At 42.7% G+C, this 18,590-nt stretch carries 13 protein-coding genes and 2 pseudogenes; 9 read left to right on the top strand and 6 right to left on the bottom strand.

From position 1 onward, the window contains the following. On the bottom strand, positions 1 to 566 hold a 566-nt coding region (locus VE944_RS11660; protein WP_324976900.1), incomplete at its 3' end, for a YdcF family protein. 309 nt (positions 567 to 875) lie between these two features. Here VE944_RS11660 and ctpB point away from each other — a divergent pair. Both ctpB and VE944_RS11650 read left to right on the top strand, forming a co-directional pair. Next, complete coding sequence (gene ctpB, locus VE944_RS11655; protein ID WP_324976897.1) at positions 876 to 2,216, top strand: carboxyl-terminal processing protease CtpB; 1,341 nt, start codon at positions 876 to 878, stop codon at positions 2,214 to 2,216. Positions 2,217 to 2,356: 140 nt separating this feature from the next. Then, a complete protein-coding gene (locus tag VE944_RS11650; RefSeq protein WP_324976895.1) occupies positions 2,357 to 3,325 on the top strand; it encodes a glycosyltransferase family 2 protein in 969 nt (322 codons plus the stop codon). A gap of 5 nt (positions 3,326 to 3,330) precedes the next feature. Here VE944_RS11650 and VE944_RS11645 read toward each other — a convergent pair whose 3' ends face one another. From VE944_RS11645 to VE944_RS11635, 3 genes are all read right to left on the bottom strand, one after another. Then, positions 3,331 to 5,961 (bottom strand): EAL domain-containing protein, encoded by a 2,631-nt coding sequence (locus tag VE944_RS11645; RefSeq protein WP_324976892.1) that lies wholly within the window; start codon positions 5,959 to 5,961, stop codon positions 3,331 to 3,333. Positions 5,962 to 6,477: 516 nt separating this feature from the next. Continuing rightward, a complete protein-coding gene (locus tag VE944_RS11640) occupies positions 6,478 to 8,292 on the bottom strand; it encodes a ShlB/FhaC/HecB family hemolysin secretion/activation protein (protein ID WP_324976890.1) in 1,815 nt (604 codons plus the stop codon). Positions 8,293 to 8,600: 308 nt separating this feature from the next. After that, complete coding sequence (locus VE944_RS11635) at positions 8,601 to 10,376, bottom strand: SWIM zinc finger family protein (protein ID WP_324976887.1); 1,776 nt, start codon at positions 10,374 to 10,376, stop codon at positions 8,601 to 8,603. Between the two features lie 403 nt (positions 10,377 to 10,779). Here VE944_RS11635 and lpdA point away from each other — a divergent pair, with 403 nt between their 5' ends. The 3 genes from lpdA to VE944_RS11620 all read left to right on the top strand — a co-directional run bounded on the left by lpdA (position 10,780) and on the right by VE944_RS11620 (position 13,687). After that, a complete protein-coding gene (gene lpdA, locus VE944_RS11630; RefSeq protein ID WP_324976884.1) occupies positions 10,780 to 12,204 on the top strand; it encodes a dihydrolipoyl dehydrogenase in 1,425 nt (474 codons plus the stop codon). 94 nt (positions 12,205 to 12,298) lie between these two features. Then, positions 12,299 to 13,189, top strand: coding sequence for an indole-3-glycerol phosphate synthase TrpC (gene trpC, locus VE944_RS11625; protein WP_324976880.1), 891 nt, complete (start codon positions 12,299 to 12,301; stop codon positions 13,187 to 13,189). A gap of 246 nt (positions 13,190 to 13,435) precedes the next feature. Then, the gene (locus VE944_RS11620; protein WP_324976903.1) at positions 13,436 to 13,687 is read left to right on the top strand and encodes a DUF5340 domain-containing protein; all 252 of its coding nucleotides are present in this window, start codon (positions 13,436 to 13,438) and stop codon (positions 13,685 to 13,687) included. Positions 13,688 to 14,038: 351 nt separating this feature from the next. Here VE944_RS11620 and VE944_RS11615 read toward each other — a convergent pair whose 3' ends face one another. Both VE944_RS11615 and VE944_RS11610 read right to left on the bottom strand, forming a co-directional pair. Beyond that, positions 14,039 to 14,197 carry a YqaE/Pmp3 family membrane protein gene (locus VE944_RS11615; RefSeq protein WP_229555521.1) on the bottom strand — a complete coding sequence of 53 codons (159 nt, stop codon included), beginning with the start codon at positions 14,195 to 14,197 and terminating at the stop codon, positions 14,039 to 14,041. Between the two features lie 131 nt (positions 14,198 to 14,328). After that, entirely contained in the window at positions 14,329 to 14,676 is a 348-nt protein-coding gene (locus VE944_RS11610; RefSeq protein WP_109009060.1) for a translation initiation factor, read from the bottom strand. A 239-nt stretch (positions 14,677 to 14,915) separates the two neighbouring features. On the opposite strand from VE944_RS11610, the gene trpB reads away from it, so the two are divergent. From trpB to VE944_RS34115, 4 genes and pseudogenes are all read left to right on the top strand, one after another. Further along, positions 14,916 to 16,151 (top strand): tryptophan synthase subunit beta, encoded by a 1,236-nt coding sequence (gene trpB, locus VE944_RS11605; RefSeq protein WP_324976871.1) that lies wholly within the window; start codon positions 14,916 to 14,918, stop codon positions 16,149 to 16,151. A 119-nt stretch (positions 16,152 to 16,270) separates the two neighbouring features. Continuing rightward, positions 16,271 to 16,465, top strand: a pseudogene (locus VE944_RS11600) (hypothetical protein); the annotation flags it as partial. Positions 16,466 to 17,292: 827 nt separating this feature from the next. Then, positions 17,293 to 17,802, top strand: a pseudogene (locus VE944_RS34120) (CAP domain-containing protein); the annotation flags it as partial. Positions 17,803 to 17,808: 6 nt separating this feature from the next. Then, positions 17,809 to 18,315, top strand: coding sequence for a CAP domain-containing protein (locus VE944_RS34115; protein WP_414690122.1), 507 nt, complete (start codon positions 17,809 to 17,811; stop codon positions 18,313 to 18,315). The last annotated feature ends 275 nt before the right edge of the window (positions 18,316 to 18,590 follow it).

The following is an 18,590-nucleotide window of genomic DNA, read 5'->3' as shown; positions in this document are numbered from 1 at the left end:
CTGCGTGTTACATCTAATCCAGTTTTGACCCAAGATTCACGATTACCAGGAATACCCAACTCCTCAACAATCTCTGTCTCTACCCAAATACCATGAGCGCCCAAGAGAATCTGTGCCATCCATTTTGCTCTGGGTAAATGACTTAGCGAGGTAATCAACATGACTTTATGCACTCCCCAACGTCGCAAAATTGGAATACCATAATAAAAATTTTCAAAGGTGGAATTCGCGCAGTTTTCTAACCAAACATTTTGTAATCCTGCCAATTCCGCCTGAAAAATTAACCATATACAGGGGTCTGGGGAACCATGAGAAATTAAAATTGGGGTTTGCGGGTATTGTTTTGCTTGTTGGGCAACATAAGTTTCTCGATGAATACTGCCACCAAGCACAAACAACGCATCTACTGGCTGGGAAGAAGCAAAAACTAAGGTTATAGTGGTAAAAATCAGCCAAGTGCCCAAAACAAAGTACAATCCACCAGTTAGTTTTTGTAACGATTGCCACAGATTAGAAAATTTTTTTTTAATAGAAATTAACGATTTGATGGTAAATTTACGTTTCATGACTTAGGTAAGAAAAGCTGATTTAATGGCAGTTTAACAGTACTGCAATTCAGTGATCAAAGTGCTATCTTATAAAAGTAATGAATAAGTACAAAAATGACGCTGTTCAAAGTGTCACATGTTCAGTATAGCTTTCCCAAGAAGGCTAACAAACTGAGAAATGGTTGTTAATAATGCAGTATTTTCGGCATCATTCAACGATAAAAATGATGAAGGGAGCAAAGCTTAGTTTGGGGTATAAAAACTTAAAAATCTCTTGAAAGCCTGATTGCTAAACTGTCAATAACACAATTATTCCAGCTAATATACATGAACCAATCTGCGAAAAGTTACTCGCCGCTCCAAGTAGCCTTGATTGGTGGAGCGATCGCCACTACTGCTACTATGTCTTTATTCGGCACCGCTTGGACTCGTGGTGTCCGGGCTGCTCTAGCCCTACAAGACAGCCCGAAAGTGATAGTTGACCAAGTATGGCAACTGGTGAATCATGAATATGTTGATGGCAAATTTAATCAACAAGATTGGCAAGCAACCAGACAAAGCCTGTTGAGCAAAGACTATTCTTCTCGAGAAGAAGCTTATACTGCCATCCGTGAAGCTTTACAAAAGTTGGGAGATCCTTACACTCGATTCCTGGACCCCAAACAGTTTGAAGCCCTGACTAGCCAAACATCTGGGGAAGTCTCTGGTATTGGCATTCGCATGGAAGTAAACGAAAAAACTCAGCGCCTTACTGTTGTCGAAGCCATAGAAAATTCTCCAGCGCTAAAAGCTGGGATCAAAGCAGGCGATGAAATTTTGGCAATTGATGGCAAACCCACTCTCAAAATGAAAGTGGATGATGCTTCTAAGCTAATTCGTGGCAAAGCGGGTACTCCCATCAAGCTAAAGCTGGGACGGGCGCGGCAAAATGCCTTTGATTTGAAGTTAACAAGGGCAAATATTGAAGTGCCAACGGTACGTTATACCCTCAAGCAAGAAGGGAATCGTCGCGTTGGCTATATCCGTTTGCGGGAATTTAGCGCTCATGCCGCAGAACAAATGCAACGAGCCATCCGCGATTTGAACACTAAGAAAGTTGATTCTTATGTCTTGGATTTGCGGGGAAATCCTGGCGGATTGTTACAGGCGAGCATTGAAATTGCCCGGATGTGGTATGACAACGGTGGCATTGTTAAGACAGTAGACCGTGTGGGCGGTACTGAGGAAACTAAAGCCAATCGTACTGCTCTAACAAATCGTCCTTTGGCGGTCTTAGTGGATGGTAATTCAGCTAGTGCTAGCGAAATCCTCACAGGGGCACTCAAGGATAATAAGCGGGCGGTAGTCGTAGGTGGTCAAACCTTTGGTAAAGCCTTAGTGCAGTCAGTTCATGAACTCGCAGATGGTTCCGGCTTGGCTGTCACCATTGCCCATTACTACACCCCGGCTGGAACGGATATTAACCATAAAGGCATTGCTCCAGATATCAAGCTAGACTTGACAGAGGCACAAGAGCGGCAGTTAGCTTCTAATCCAGATTTAATCGGAACTAAGAGTGATCCACAATATGCCCGTGCGATCGCAATTTTATCAAATAACAACTTTGCCCAACCGCCAGCAAATCAGCCCACTCGACCTATGAGCCGCGCCGATAAACTAAAATTTTAGGTGAGTGATTTGTTTCTAGGTGTTTATATAGTGGTATTCCCAAATCCAGATTTTTGGAGTTATGAAACTGCTTGATATACCCTTCTAGGATTTTGGATTGGGAATAATAGTTAGTAATCCCAAACCAAAATCTCAAATTTATGAATCATCAGCCAGTTGATGCAACCACCGCCACCAGTTTTCTACCAATGGTGTCGGTGGTTGTTCCTATTTATAACGGTGAGGCGGATTTACCAGAGTTAATCAATTGTTTGTTGTCTCAAACCTACCCGAAAGACCGAGTAGAGTACTTGTTGGTGGACAATAATAGTAGCGATCGCACTCTCACCATCCTTAAAACATCTGCCGAAAACTGCCCGATTACAATCCGCCCATTGAGCGAAAACCAAATTCAAAGCTCTTATGCTGCTCGTAATACTGGGATTCGCGCCGCTACGCATGAAATTATCGTTTTTACCGATGCAGATTGTCGCCCACAACCGCAATGGTTAGATGCATTAATTCAGCCTTTTGTCAATAAAGAAGTGGTAATTGTCGCTGGTGAAATTTTGGCACTACCAGGCACAACTCTGCTAGAACAGCATGCAGATCGTCAAGAAACTTTGTCGCAAAAGCATACCCTTAACCATTCCTTTCGGTCCTATGGCCAAACGGCTAATTTAGGGATTCGACGCATTGCCTTAGAAAAAGCGGGTTTATTTCGTCCCTATCTTACCACTGGTGGTGATGCCGATATTTGCTGGCGGATTTTGGGGGAAAACATCGGGCGTTTGGAATTTGCTCCGAATGCGATCGTTCAGCACCGCCACCGCGCCACACTTCAAGAGCTGCGAAGTCAATGGCGGCGCTATGGACGCTCAAATCGCTATCTGCACGAACTACACAGTGTAGATTTGATGCGAGATATCACACTCCAAGAATGCGGCTATCGTTTGGCACGTTGGTTAATTAAGGAAATACCAAGGGATATGAAAAAGGCGATTGTGGGTCAAGCCACCCTTGTAGATTTATTAAATACTCCCATTGGTTTGTTCACTGTTAGGGCGCGTGCTGCTGGGCAACGAGACGCCAAGTTGCCAGAAAATGCCAAGATAATTGAGCGACTGTAACAATATTAGGTTGAGTGTTTACTTTCGAGGATTTCTGTTGCTTTCTGGACAGAAAGTGGTCGGTAGAATAAGTAGCCCTGTACATCCTCACAATTAATAGATTTCAAGAACTCCAGTTCCTCTTCTTTTTCTACCCCTTCGGCTATCAACTTCAATCCCAAGCTGTGTCCCAAAGTAACTATCGCCTTAATAATATGAGCTACTTTGACATCCTGCGTCAAATATTGAATAAAAGATTTATCTATTTTCAGATTGTGGAGTGGCAAAAGCTGTAGACGCGAGAGCGAGGAATGACCCGTACCAAAGTCATCAATGGAGATGCAAACACCCATCTGCTGTAGATCCTTTAACACCGTTCTGGTAAAATCTAAATCCTCAATGGCTGTAGTTTCCATAATTTCTAATTCTAAAAAGTGCGGCTCCAGACCCGTTTGTTCTAAAACTGTAGCTATAGTTTCCACCAATTTGGGTTGGCGGAACTGCTTAAGAGAAAGATTAACAGCCATCATTATGGGTGGCAATCCTGCATCTTGCCAGATTTTATTTTGAATACAGGCTGTCCGCAGCACCCATTCGCCGATGGGGACAATTAATCCACTTTCTTCAACCAGGGGAATGAAAACACTGGGTGCGACCAATCCCATCTCTGGGTGCTGCCAGCGCAATAGAGCCTCCATACCAGTAATTTCTTTTGTAGCAATATTTACACGAGGTTGATAGTACAGTATAAATTCATTGCGTTCTAGGGCATAGCGCAAGCTCTTTTCTAAAGTCAGGAGTTCAGGATTTTTAGCACTGAGAGAAACACTATAGAATTGGTAGTTATTTCGCCCTTTGTCTTTGGCGTAGTACAAAGCGGCATCTGCGTGCTGGATTAGTGTTTCGGCGTCAGGACTGTTGCTATCAAGCAACGCAATACCAAGGCTGGCAGTCACATAAAGTTCATGGTCTTGGAGATAGAAAGCATCCTCCAATGCCTGTAATATTCTATACGCCACTAGTGTTACCTCTTCAATATCATTGACTCGCGGGAGTAAGATAGTGAACTCATCACCTCCCCAACGGGCTATAGTGTCTCCGCTTCTGAGTGAGCCTTGTAATCTTTGAGCGACGCTTTGTAACAATTGATCTCCCAGAGTGTGCCCCAAAGTGTCATTAATCACCTTGAAGCGATCCAGGTCGAGGAAGATCACAGCTAAACTTTCACCATTCCGAGTGGCGTTGGGGAGAGTTTTATTAAGCAGCTCATTAAATAGTAGGCGATTGGGCAACCCTGTCAGCATGTCATGTAGGGCTTGATAGCGAATCTTTTCTTCTACTTGCTGACGTTGCCGCGCACCAATGATACTGGCGGCCATCGTCAAAAGGGTAGATTCTTCGTGCTTTGACCAATGACGCTCAAAGGTGCAGTCTGCCAAGCCAAGATAACCCCACAACTCATTCTCCAAGCAAAGAGGTACCAGGAGAAGGGATTGAATGCCATCTCGAATCAGGAATTCTTGTTCGGTGGCAGGAAATTGTTGGGTCAGTCCGCTAATCGACTTGCCGCTAGAGAGAACAGCGTACCAACGAGCTAATCCAGAACTTTGATAAGGCTGATTCTGCCAATGCTCATAAGTAGATTCGATAGAAGGATGTGTCCATTCAAACCGCAGGCTGACTACTATTTCTTCTGTAGCAGGATGGGGATGGTTCTGAAATAGATAAGCACGATCTGCTTTGGCAGCTTCACCCAATACAGCTAGAGCTAGATCAATACCAGTTTCATAATTCATTTCCCCAAGCAAATAATTGGCAGCTTCTGCGACTGCCTGTAGCAAGCGATCGCGCTGACGTAGTTCGGCTGTGGCTTGTTTTTGCTCTGTAATATCCCTAATAATAAAAGTTCTGATTAAATCACTTTCAGGTAAGTAGAGAACGGATTGTTCAAAAACTTCTGTACCTACTTCTACTTCCCGCACAAAAGAATTTTTTTCTACATTCTTTGTATTCAAAAGTCCTGTTAAAATCGGGTGTTTTGTTCCAATTTCCCTAAGTTTGGGAAACTTGAGAGCTGCGGCTGGATTAAGATAAGTGACTCTTCCCTCCAAATCCATCTCAATGATTGGATTGGGGATGAGTTCAGGGAAGGATGCTAGACGAGCTAAAGCAGACTCACTAGCTACTTCAAAGCTGGGATCGAGAGCTAAGGTTTGAAAAGGATTGGCAGGACTGCCTTGCTCTGATAGGAAACCAGATAAGTCTTCAACATCAAAAGACTCAGAAAATGCTTGTTCTGAAATGTTAGAAATAGCATAATATTTAGCTTGAGCTTGATTACTGCCAAAGGCAATGACATCTCCACTCCTAAGATTATGGGAAAAGCATTTAGTACCATTGACAAATAAGCCATTAGTGCTGCCTTTTCCCTTATAGTTACCATCAATAATCTGAAAGCCATATTGATCAGTCTCTGGAACAGTTACTCGCAATAAAATTGCATGTTGCATTGATACTGACCGGGAAGACAAGATAATCGTGTTTGCGGGATGCCGCCCCAGAGAATAAGTAGTCTCTTGCAAGGGGACAGTTCGCCGGCCTTGCAGGTCTTGAAGGACCAACAGATGGCGTATTTTTTCCCGCTCGTTTCCTAGCATGGTTGTTCCTCAATTTTTCATATTTTTATGTTTTTAGTCTGAATAATCCTACTCCCACAAGTTTCCGTTAGGTTAAGGCTAACCTTTCTTAAAAAGCAGGGCATTCAGTTTTGCGGTAGAAGTTCTAGCTGTTTTCTCTATTCATACATAATTTATAAATTTTCCCCCTTTGTGCATATCATCTAAGCTTGTCTTTCTTAGGATACCCAGAATAAAATCAAACGCTGAATAGAACACTTGGTATATTTGCGGATTTTTATTCTAAGTAGTGGGAAAACTCTGAATTAAATAACGGTCTGATTTTTATTTTTTAATCAGTCAAATAGTTCTGTTTTACAGAATTAATTTTGCAAAATAGATTAGAGCAAGGCAGGAATTAAATAAATTGGGGGCATCCCACTGAGGAAGATATCTGAGGATTTGAAATCGCCCGCCAGTTCCTTTAATAGAGCGGGAACTCCGGTTGGCGCAGCCTATGTTAGAGAAGGTAAGGGAAGGAGAATGAACCCTTGAATTTTAAAAAGGATTATAGAATAAACTAAAATACAGTCCGTTTTCTTGTAATGTTCTATCATTCGAGTTAACAGATACTAAAGGAATGCCCCAGTCAAGACGAACAGTAAAGCGATCGCCTTGTGACAAACGCAACCCCAGACCAACAGCAGCTAGAGTATTAGGGTCAGGGTTTTGACTACCAGAACTGTTCCAGCCAACACCAAAATCCGCAAAGGGGACAACCTGTAAGGTGCTATTTATCTGGGGTAAGCGCAGAATCGGTACTTGAACTTCCGCAGAAACAAAAGCGCCATTATCCGTTAGCAGGTAATCTTGACGATACCCCCGAACGCTATCCTGCCCACCTAAGCCAATTTGCTCTATAGGTAAGAGTGTTGTGGATGCTAGTTGCGTATTTAAACGAAGTAAAAGTAAGGTTTGAGGAGCTAAAAGGCGTGCCCACTGCGCTTGCCCTTGCCAAGCAAAAAAACGGCTATCGGGAGGATCTTGATTAATCGTGGGATTCAACACATCTTGATTAACCGTGGCATTCAACACATCTAGACCCAAACTGAATTGAGAGCGTAGGGCGATGACTTCACGGCTGTTGCGATTCGTCCATTCTTGAAAAAATCGCAAGGCAGATACCCTGGTGCGTCCCTGTTCATCAGATCCAGGCGAAAGGACAGAGGGGGGCCCAAATTCTGGTTTCCACGAGATATCACTTTCGCGTCGGGAAGCTGTTAAACCCAGAGCTAATTCTTGTGTGGGAGTTTGGACTATGGGTTGGCGGAATGTCAACTCGTAGTAGCGAGATGCCGATTCGATATCTAGGAAGTCGAAAGGAGGTTCAATGACATTACTCGACGTAGTGCCATAGTTGAAGGAAAGCGTTCCGTTGCGGGGATTAAGAGGCAATGTGTAACTAGCGTCAAAGGAGTTGCTACCATCAGTGTTGGTGTATCCTAAATTCAGACTATCTCCAAATCCGAGTAAGTTGGCTTCATTCAATCGTAATCCACGGCGGAAACTGCCAACACTAGGCGATCGCCCATTATCAAGAACTATTGGGCTACTAAAGGTTTTTGCCTCGCTAATCTTGACTTCCAAAAGACTTGTACCAGCCCGTGATCCTGCGGTGAGTTCAGCAGAGACGTTTTGAATCAAAGGATTAAGTTGCAAAAGTTGCAGTGCCTCTAGTAGACGTTGCCGATTCAGAGGTGCTGGTGTAGCTATTGCTAGTCGGCTACGGACATAATTCGGATTCAACCGCCGAGTTCCAGTTACCTGGATATCTTCTAATTTACCTTCCACCACCTGAATTTTTATAACACCGGATTGGATTGTTTGGGGCGGGATATAAGCACCAGAAGTAATGTAACCATTTTGGACGTATAAATCAGTAATTTTAGAACGTGCTTGATACACTTCAGTCAGTGAGATCGGCCGTTTGGTAAATTCAGCAGTGGCGAGGGCTAACTCTTCGGGACTGAAGACTGTGCTACCAACAACTTCAAAACGTTCAACAACAATATTTTGAGGAAAGTTGCCAGGGAGTGGTTCATCAGGTGTGGGAGTTGGGGTAGAGGGTGGAAATAGTTCTGCTGGCGGGGGGAGTGGCTGTGGTGGTTCAGGTGACGGAACTGGCGGAGGTGAGGGTGGTTGGACATCCTGTGGCGGTGGGAGTTGTTGTGATGGGATAGAATTACCATTTGGTAATTGTGTAGTATCAACAGCTTGAGCTTTCACTGGACTAGAAATTATGCTGCTGAGTAATAGAAGCATACTCAGTGGTAAGCAGGACACTATAAGATTTTGAGGATATTTATCAATCATCGCACCGGGCTATTTTTTGTTAGAAACTATGGGATTATTCAAAGACTGTTTCAGATGTGAATCTTACTTCATCTTTTGTCACTAAAGTTGATATCTTGGGCAAATTTCAATTTAAAAGCTAAATCAACTGGTTATTGCAGACTTAAAAACATTCATGGTGTTCGAGCTGCATAAGCAAGCAGATATATTAAAATTATCTGTTGCTGCGAGAGTACGGCGTAAATCTACTTACTATCTCAACTAACAAGACTTGGGGCAAAATCCCCTTGTTAAAAGTAGGCAAACTTGCGTTTTGTTATGGTTTAGGGTTACTGCATATCCCTTTGCTGAAACATTCCCATCAATTTACGTTTACGAGCGTGGGTTTGCATCAAGTTTTGACGATAGCTTAACCAGTCAGCTTTATTTCCAGATTCCAAGTAGGCGTTACGTGCCTTTTTCAACCATTCAACTGCGTAGTAGTAGTATTCGGCTTTACCTGCATCCATAATCTTTTCGGCACGGCGACGAGCATTAGCAATCACCCAACTAGGATTGTGAGGGATAGCAGCATCCATGACTCGGTGAATCAAGTCTGAATTATAAGAACTGAGTTCATTAGCGATCGCAATTGCATCATCAATTAGCCCCTCATGCAAGAATATATCCACCTTGGCTGATTCTGTTCCCCCACCACTAACAGTACGAATAATTCTCAGCAGGTCTGTTTTGACACTTTCCCAATTTTCCCCAGCTAATTCTGCCATCTTCTGGTAGTCAAAAAAGGAGGGCTTCACTTGAAAAGCCGCCTTGATTGCTAATACAGCAGCTTCACTATCACCCAATTCAATAGCCAAATCACTTGTCCAAATCCCCAACTCATACTGACACTTACCCGGTAAATTTAATCCACTCTGGGCTATATTTAGTGCTTGCTGTAATGCCCCTTGAACGCTGAGTGTTTTCGCTAGGGCAAAAGCCTCTTCCATTGAGTTCATTTGGGTTTGAGCAGCATCAATTGCTTCTTCTACCCTGCCTAAACGCCCTAGCATTGTCAGATACTGTTGGGTTTGCCCTTCGGCTTCTGCTAAATATAAGTATTCTTGGTAACGTTCCTGACGTTCGAGGATTTTTAGCCGAATTAGTGCCAAATCATCCGCGTAGTCTGGCACGTCTTCTTCCCAAGCTCCCCTTTCGGTAATATTACCTTGAAGAACTTGCACCAGTGGTGGATAGTCCCAACCTTGGCGTAAAACCTCCATAATCATGCCAAAATCAGCATTCCACTCATCTTGCCAAGCTTCTAAATTTATTTGAATATCAACTTTTTCTTCTGGGGTGAGTTCAGCACTGAGAATTGCTTCACACCAGGCATTATTTAATTCTTCGATAAGTTCATCATTTTCGGCACCGTATTCTGCAACATCATCCCAATTTTCCACACAGGTAGAAGTAATCGCTTCTAAAATAGCGATCGCATTTTCACCCTCTCCCCGTTCACTAAAATCTACCGCAGTTTGAACTACACTTAGCAATTCTTCACCAATTGGATCTTCTTCGCACCCCTCCTCAAAGTAGCGCACGGTATCTTTGAGAATCTGCCGGACTTGCCGCCGAAAGGGAGCCGGATCAATAGTAATGCGAAGCACAGGCTTTGTGTTTTTTTGCTGGGTAGCAGGATTAGTCATCCAGGCTACATGGCGATCAATCACCTCAATTATTGGTGGGTATTCTTTTACCAAGTCTTGCAGCAGTTTTTGAGTTTGTAAATAATCTAGGTGATTAAGTAGTTGTTCTAGGGTGGGGCGCTGCTCAATGTTTTCTGGGTTACGCGCACAAACAAGCATCGTCGCTACAATGTGTTTGCACCACCCGTCAAAGTTGTAGGCACAGGTGCAGTTTGCTGATGTTAACCCACTGCTATCGAAACTCAGGTTGACATGATAAGGTTTGGCTTCACTGCCTACAACATCTGCCTGAAGCAGATCACCACGTTGGGTAACTGTATTGACAGCACCAGCCTCATAGTATGCCTCGCCCCGTTGGAAAGATTTGGCGTTGGCATGACGGCGGATAGTAAATTCACTAATTTGGGGAATAGACATCGAGCGATCGCCTGCGTAAATCTTCTGGATGAATCCTAAATCCAGCTTAGTGTTAGGCTAACGCGCTGTAAAGAAATTCAAAGTTATGGGCATTGGGCAAAACAGGGCTGAGTTAGGAGTTAGAAGTATCGATAAGGCTTGTAGAGTTTTGTAGTATCAAAAAAATAAGTATATAGATTTGACTATAATTACTGAAAACATCCATATTTTCGTTAGAAGTGAGTGAATCATAATTTGAAGCAACACCCGAACCTGAAATTAGTAAACAGTCAGCAGTGAACAGTTTTGATGGTCTATGGTGAGGGATTAAGAATCAAGCAATAAAACTGATAACTGTTAAAGGGGTTGCGCTGATTGTCGGTCAAGTTGAGAATAAATAGGCGAAGCACACAGGGAAACTAACGTGAGTCAAGGATTTGATTACGATTTAGTAATTATCGGCGCTGGTGTAGGCGGACATGGCGCAGCCTTACACGCCGTAAGTTGCGGTCTGAAAACAGCGATTATTGAAGCTGCTGATATGGGAGGAACCTGTGTTAATCGGGGCTGTATTCCTTCTAAGGCGCTACTGGCAGCATCTGGACGTGTGCGGGAGTTACGTAATGCCCACCACCTCAAGTCACTGGGAATTCAAATTGGGAGCGTGGAATTTGATCGCCAAGCGATCGCTAATCATGCTAATAATCTCGTCTCAAAAATTCAAGGCGACTTAACCAACAGCCTCAAACGTCTAAAAGTCGATATTATTAACGGTTGGGGAAAAATTGCTGGGGCGCAAAAAGTCTCTGTTACCGGAGACGGCGGTGAAAAAACCATCACAGCCAAAGACATCATCCTTTCCCCTGGTTCAATTCCTTTTGTGCCTCCAGGGATTGAAGTAGACGGCAAAACTGTCTTTACCAGCGATCAAGGCGTTAAGTTGGAGTCTCTACCAGACTGGATAGCGATTATTGGCAGTGGTTACATCGGCTTAGAATTTTCTGATATTTACTCAGCTTTGGGTTGCGAAATCACTTTGATTGAAGCCCTAGATCAGTTAATGCCAGGATTTGACCGAGATATTGCCAAACTTGCCGAACGGGTACTGATTACTCCCCGCGATATTGAAACGAAAGTGGGGATATACGCTAAAAAAGTCATCCCTGGTTCACCAGTGGTGATTGAATTAGCAGATTTCAAAACCAAAGAAGATGTAGATGTCATCGAAGTAGATGCTTGCTTGGTGGCTACAGGACGCATTCCAGCGACCAAAAATCTTGGTTTGGAATCTGTGGGTGTGGAATTGGATCGGCGGAATTTTATCCCAGTTGACGATCGCATGGCAGTACTATCAGCTGGTGAAGTAGTACCGCATCTGTGGGCAATTGGCGATGCTAATGGGAAGATGATGTTGGCACATGCGGCTTCTGCCCAAGGCATCATCGCCATAGAAAATATAGTTGGGAGGGAAAGAATAGTAGACTATCGCAGCATCCCGGCGGCGGCGTTTACGCACCCAGAAGTTAGCTATGTGGGCTTAACAGAAACCGCAGCTAAGGAGTTAGGACAAACCGAAGGTTTTGAAATCGCCACCAGTCGGAGTTACTACAAAGGGAATTCCAAAGCGTTGGCAGAAAATGAAGCCGATGGTATTGCCAAGGTGATATATCGCAAAGACACCGGAGAAGTCTTGGGCGTCCATATTTTCGGACTGCACGCCTCAGACTTAATTCATGAACCCTCAGCTGCGATCGCAAACCGTCAATCCGTCCAAAGTCTCGCACATCTAGTTCACGCGCACCCGACACTTTCGGAAGTGCTGGACGAAGCTTATAAACGAGCCATTTAGGAGGGAGTAGGGAGTAGGGAGTAGGGAGTAGATAATTCCCCATTCCTCATTCCCTATTCCCCACTCCCCATTCCCCACTCCCCACTCCCCAATTATGCAAATCCGTCGCCGTTCACCTAACCCAGCTATTGATGTATCGATATTGCGTTATCAGGCTGTCGTGCCTGATGCAGCGCCAAACAACATCTTGGAGGAAATTGTCTGGCAGAAAGAAGTAGAATATGACCAAATGCGGGAAAAAGTTCCTTTGCAAGAATTACGGAAGCGGGTACTGACTGCGCCACCAACCCGTGATTTTGTCGCCGCCTTACGGCAAGGTAAGACTAAGCCAGCATTAATTGCCGAAGTTAAAAAAGCTTCACCTAGCAAAGGTATTTTACGAGAAGATTTTGACCCAGTAGCGATCGCCCTGTCTTATCAACAAGGTGGCGCTAGTTGTCTTTCTGTGCTGACAGATGTCAAGTTCTTTCAAGGTAGTTTTGAAAACTTAGCCAAGGTTCGGGCTGCCGTAGATTTGCCCCTACTGTGCAAAGAATTTGTCGTTTATGCTTACCAGATATACTTAGCGCGGGTTCAGGGTGCAGATGCTATTTTGTTGATTGCGGCTATTTTGAGCGATCAAGATTTGAAATACTTCCTTAAAATTGCTAACAACCTAAAAATGGCAACCTTGGTTGAAGTCCATAGTTTGGCAGAACTCGATCGTGTATTAGCTTTAGATGGGGTTTCCTTAGTAGGAATCAATAATCGCAATTTGGAAGATTTCTCTGTTGACTTGCAAACTACTTGCGAACTTTTAGCTGCAAGGGGTAGCCAATTGCAGGAGAAAAACATCCTTGTTGTTAGCGAGTCAGGACTATACAACCCAGATGATCTGAGTTTGGTACTGACAGCAGGTGCATCGGCTGTACTCATTGGAGAATCTTTAGTAAAACAACCAGATCCCGGCGCTGCGATCGCCCATATATTGCCGAGGAATTTCTGAAATAAACACCTCCTCTACGCCCCTTAGCATAGGGCAACTAACTGCATACAATAGCTGGTCAATTGGGTACACTATGCGTGGACACGCAGCACATTGCCATCAAATATCATCATATCTTTGTCAAATCTTCATTGCTAATCAAATCAAAGCCATAAGCAACTAGTTATTTCTTATGTAACAATTTATTGAGAAAAGCCAAACTCTAACTAATACAAAATCTCAAATATGAAATCAAAAGTTAACTTCATGGAGCAAATTCCTCTACCTTCTCCTATTCACTACGAACTTATACTTCAACTTTTAGAAAGACAAACCATGTTAGCTGTAAATGATAATCCAGATTTACGGCATCAGGTAAATCAACTAATTATTACTCTGCGTAAAGCTGCCGTACAGCAAAAACGCCTAGAAGAAATTTGCGAGTTTTCCTCTATGACTGTTGATCACCGTTGGTCAATCAACCATCATCAAGATGACAAATTTGTTGCTCCCGATTGAAGCTGATAACTTAATATCTCAACCTCAGATTTGATATCTTTGTTAAGTTAGCTTACCATCATCAGAAAGTGTCTCTGTGTATTGAAGGAGCCAGTATTCAAAACTTCCGCCGCACTTGCTTGACTCAAATGCACAGTTTGGGGTGTAATTTAAAATGATTCTACTTACAGAATCTCTGTGAGAAAATATCTATAAATGCTAGATGAAGATTTTAATTAGATTCTAAAGCTTTACCCAAGGTAATCACCTTGCAGGTAATTTATTTTCATACTCTGCATGGAAATGCATCCATTGAGGCTCTGACTCAATTTATCAATGTATGCAGAGCCTCAAACCTACCTCTACAAGGAATTATTTCTTAGAAATTATCCATACTGCGTGAATAATCCCAGGAATGTAACCAAAAAGCGTCAAAACTATATTAATCCAAAAATCTATACCAAAACCTACTTGCAAAAAAACTCCCAGAGGTGGTACGAAAATGGCACACAAAATCCGAACTAAATCCATTTAAACCTCCTATTAATCTCACAAAAAATTGCTTGTTGGCAAAGTGGTTTACCAAAGCTCAAGCATATTTGTACCTTTCAAAGATAACATTATCTAGATCACGGTTGAGATACGGTAAACCGCACTCAAGATTAGCCACCGCTAATTTTAGCTTTGTAACCTAGTTTGCTCAAAATCTCGACAATTTTTTGCTTGTGTTCGCCCTGAATTTCAATTTCGTTATCTTTAACTGTCCCACCTGTGCCGCACTGGGTTTTCAACTGCTTCACCAAATCAGCTAAGGTTTCTGGTTTGGCTTGAAAACCGCTAATCACTGTAACGGTTTTGCCTTTGCGTCCTTTGCGGGAAGCTTGTACTTTAAGATTTTGTTGTTGTGCGGGGAGTTCTGGAATTGGTCTTTCTGTGGCGGCGGAGTTGTCGTTGCCAAATTCGCGGTAGACAAAGCTTTTGTCAGAAGATTTGGGATTTGAAGATGACATAAAATGAATATTTAAGAAAAATTTCAAAGGCAGTGGAAACTTCTACGCAACCATTCTGCTGGGATATCAATTTCTAGGCTAACATCACAAATCCATTGCCAGGGATTCAAAGTAATTGGGCATCGGGCATCGGGCATTGGATATTGAGGAAGAATTTAGCTTCCAGCCTCCAGATATAACCTAGATATGCCCCAGACTTTCTATAATGATTAAATAATTCCCGTCATTGAAAACAGCCCGTGACTACCACTCCCCTATCTCCAAACTCAACTGCTCAGGTTCCCGATACATTAGGTCGCTTTGGACGCTTCGGCGGTAAGTATGTACCTGAAACGCTGATGCCTGCTCTTACTGAACTAGAAACAGCTTATCAGCAATATCGCAATGACCCTGGTTTTCAAGCAGAATTACAGCAGTTGTTACGGGACTATGTAGGACGTGCCACACCATTATATTTTGCTGAACGTTTGACTGCTCATTATGCCCGACCCGATCGCACGGGGCCACAAATTTACTTAAAACGCGAGGATTTAAATCATACTGGCGCTCATAAAATTAATAATGCCCTTGGTCAGGTATTGTTGGCAAAGCGCATGGGTAAGCAACGGATTATTGCCGAAACGGGTGCTGGGCAACACGGTGTTGCCACAGCTACAGTTTGCGCTCGTTTTGGGCTGGAATGCATAATTTACATGGGCGTTCATGACATGGAACGTCAAGCTTTAAATGTGTTCAGAATGCGGTTGATGGGAGCAGAAGTGCGTCCGGTGGAAGCGGGAACTGGAACCCTGAAGGATGCTACTTCTGAAGCAATCCGCGATTGGGTGACAAATGTAGAAACAACTCACTACATTCTCGGTTCAGTAGCAGGGCCCCATCCTTACCCGATGATGGTACGTGATTTCCATGCAGTAATCGGTCAAGAAACTCGCGCCCAAGCAATCCAAAAGTGGGGTGTATTGCCTGATATTCTCTTGGCTTGTGTGGGTGGTGGTTCCAATGCTATGGGATTATTCTATGAGTTTATGAATGAGCCTTCTATACGGTTCATTGGGATTGAGGCAGCAGGAGAAGGTGTCAATACTGAAAAACACGCAGCAACCTTGACAAAAGGACGAGTTGGTGTATTGCATGGAGCCATGAGCTATCTTCTGCAAGATGAGGATGGGCAAATCATTGAGGCACACTCAATTAGTGCAGGTTTAGATTATCCCGGTGTGGGGCCAGAACATAGCTATTTGAAAGATATCGGTCGCGCTGAATACTATAGTGTGACTGATGCAGAAGCTTTAGCGGCATTCCAGCGATTGTCAAAATTGGAGGGGATTATCCCAGCGTTAGAAACAGCCCATGCGATCGCCTACCTCGAAACCCTCTGTCCTCAACTAACCGACAGTCCTCGGATTGTGATTAACTGCTCTGGGCGTGGCGATAAGGATGTACAAACAGTAGCTAAGTTATTAAGTGACGCATAAATATACTTAAAATATTTGGGTCACAATAATAAACTCACCCAAGAGCAGAATCCTTAGGCAAACGGGTACATTTCTCCCAGCAAAATGCCGAGCAAACTAACTTCCCAGACGAATCATTTAATTTAGTGGTTTCTCACATTTTGCTGCATGAGCGGCTAGACACCATTGAACGGTTGCTAGAGATTAAAGGTATTCTATCGCCTCGCCTACTGAGATTGAAGCTTATGAGCCTGATGCCAAAGTCACTAAAGAGCGGGAACAGTTGTGTGCGGAATATATTGCGCGGGTGCTGCGCGTGGTACAGGAAGAGTTAGAAACCCTCAATACAAGCTAGTACGTCACGAAAGCTTAATTTAATACTCAACATTTTTACAACTTTTCAGGATAATTCCTAATTGAGAAAAGTTATCTTGCCTTACTTTCACGAATGCCCTACATCTATGTGTGGGGCCTTCTTCCCAGCAAGAATTACTCCGTGCCCTGTTTCCACCTTTCTAACAATTCAGGTCATGTGGAAAAGTCCACAAAAACCTAACCCCCTTCCCCAACACTTGAAGGGGGAAATTTAAAGTATCTCGTTTTAGGAGAGAGATTTTCCAGATACCGTAAAAAGTAAGCTTGCCGCAGGCTTTCGTCAACGCGTAGCGTCTCGTTAGAGAAGGATACATAGACAAAGAGTGACTTCCCGCAAGGTAGGACGCAAAGATAAGGATAAATACTTAACCAAATCGTATTTATTCACATTCTATATTGCTCATTAGCCTCAGTACTAACACGAGCCTTTTTAATATATTAGTATTTAATAATAGTTTATAACCGCAAGTTATTTAAGTATTAACACTGAGAAAAAATGATTAGCCGTAATTCTTCTATAACTACTATTAGCAAAATATGGAAATCTTCGTGTACTACAAAATGAAGCATGTAAACTGCATTATGTAAAAAGAATTATACTAATGGTAGAGGAAATTTTTTTATAAACGGTAATACTTTATCGTAATTTCATGAAATTTAAAGCTTAGTGGTAGTTTTTGAACAAAAAACACCATAAACAGAGGTATATAGACCTACAATCAAGTTGTCAGATTGATGCTACCTTGGTTAAGCTTTCTGGAGCTAGAGTTTCAGTTAGTTTCAACAAATGATTAAAACAACAATCTACAGCCTTGCTTTAGGCACCATTATTCTCAGTAGAGGGGCGATCGCTACTCCTGTAACAAATTTAACTTTCACGGCGACATCTTTAAATGTATCAAATAGTACTGTTAAACTTGCAGCATATAGTGTTGACACTGCTGCTTTAGAAGAGGCGGTTTTCAAACAAATTAATGACTACAGAGTTGCCCAAGGATTAAAAAAGCTGACTCGTAATTCTGCCATTGATAATCAAGCCAGGATTCACAGTCAGGATATGGCTCAAGGTAAAGTTCCCTTTGGACATACGGGATTTTCAGAACGTGTTAAAGCAGTCGGTATTCCCTACAGTTCAGCTAGTGAAAATGTCGCTTCCAACTATGGATATAGTGACTCTGTGACGACAGCTGTTCAAGGGTGGCTCAAAAGTCCAGGGCATCTTGCTAATATCAGAGGTAATTTTGAAAAGACTGGGATTGGTGTCGTTAGCAACAACAGTAAAGGCGAAATCTACTTCACACAAATTTTCTTTACTCCTGTAACAACTCCTGCAACAACTCCTGTAAGAACTCCTGTAACAAATTCAACTTTTACATCGACACCTTCAACTGTATCAAATAATACTGTTGAAAATACAGCATCTAAGATTGACATTGCTGCTTTAGAAGAGGCGGTTTTCAAACAAATTAATGACTACAGAGTTTCTCAAGGATTAAAAAACCTGACTCGTAATTCTGCCATCGATAATCGAGCCAGGATTCACAGTCAGGATATGGCTAAAGGTAAAGTTCCCTTTGGACATACGGGATTTTCAGAACGTGTTAAAGCAGTCGGTATTCCCTACAGTTCGGCTGGTGAAAATGTCGCTTACAACCTGGGATATAGCGATCCTGTGACGAAAGCTGTTCAAGGCTGGCTCAAAAGTCCAGGGCATCTTGCTAATATCAGAGGTAATTTTGAAAAAACTGGGATTGGTGTCGCTAGCAACAGTAGAGGCGAAATCTATTTCACACAAATTTTCTTTCGGTGATAGATTTGCTAAAATTTAGATTTTTCTCAAATTCCCCAGACTTCAGCCTGCTAGCAAAGCTTTTACTAAATATAAAATAATGTAGTTTCAATGACATTTGTCTATTGAATACTAGATTATTTTTTAGTAATTCATGAAAATTCTAAATTATCAGCAAAAATAACCGTAATTTTACGATGCTGACCCATTGAAGTATTGACAATTGGAAATGAGTTTTTGTACTTCCTATACAAGGATTTAGCCAGATTGCCAAAATTCATCAATCCTTAATAGTA

The sequence above is a fragment of the Nostoc sp. genome, from assembly GCF_035638895.1.
Classification (GTDB): Bacteria; Cyanobacteriota; Cyanobacteriia; order Cyanobacteriales; family Nostocaceae; genus Nostoc.
This window is presented reverse-complemented; position numbering and strand designations above follow the sequence as displayed.

What these genes read in the sequence shown, in the direction of transcription:
- ctpB (WP_324976897.1), top strand. Translation starts at nt 876, where the DNA reads ATGAACCAATCTGCGAAAAGTTACTCGCCGCTCCAAGTAGCCTTGATT.
- VE944_RS11650 (WP_324976895.1), top strand. Translation starts at nt 2,357, where the DNA reads ATGAATCATCAGCCAGTTGATGCAACCACCGCCACCAGTTTTCTACCA.
- VE944_RS11645 (WP_324976892.1), bottom strand. Translation starts at nt 5,961, where the DNA reads ATGCTAGGAAACGAGCGGGAAAAAATACGCCATCTGTTGGTCCTTCAA.
- VE944_RS11640 (WP_324976890.1), bottom strand. Translation starts at nt 8,292, where the DNA reads ATGATTGATAAATATCCTCAAAATCTTATAGTGTCCTGCTTACCACTG.
- VE944_RS11635 (WP_324976887.1), bottom strand. Translation starts at nt 10,376, where the DNA reads ATGTCTATTCCCCAAATTAGTGAATTTACTATCCGCCGTCATGCCAAC.
- trpC (WP_324976880.1), top strand. Translation starts at nt 12,299, where the DNA reads ATGCAAATCCGTCGCCGTTCACCTAACCCAGCTATTGATGTATCGATA.
- VE944_RS11620 (WP_324976903.1), top strand. Translation starts at nt 13,436, where the DNA reads ATGGAGCAAATTCCTCTACCTTCTCCTATTCACTACGAACTTATACTT.
- VE944_RS11615 (WP_229555521.1), bottom strand. Translation starts at nt 14,197, where the DNA reads ATGGATTTAGTTCGGATTTTGTGTGCCATTTTCGTACCACCTCTGGGA.
- VE944_RS11610 (WP_109009060.1), bottom strand. Translation starts at nt 14,676, where the DNA reads ATGTCATCTTCAAATCCCAAATCTTCTGACAAAAGCTTTGTCTACCGC.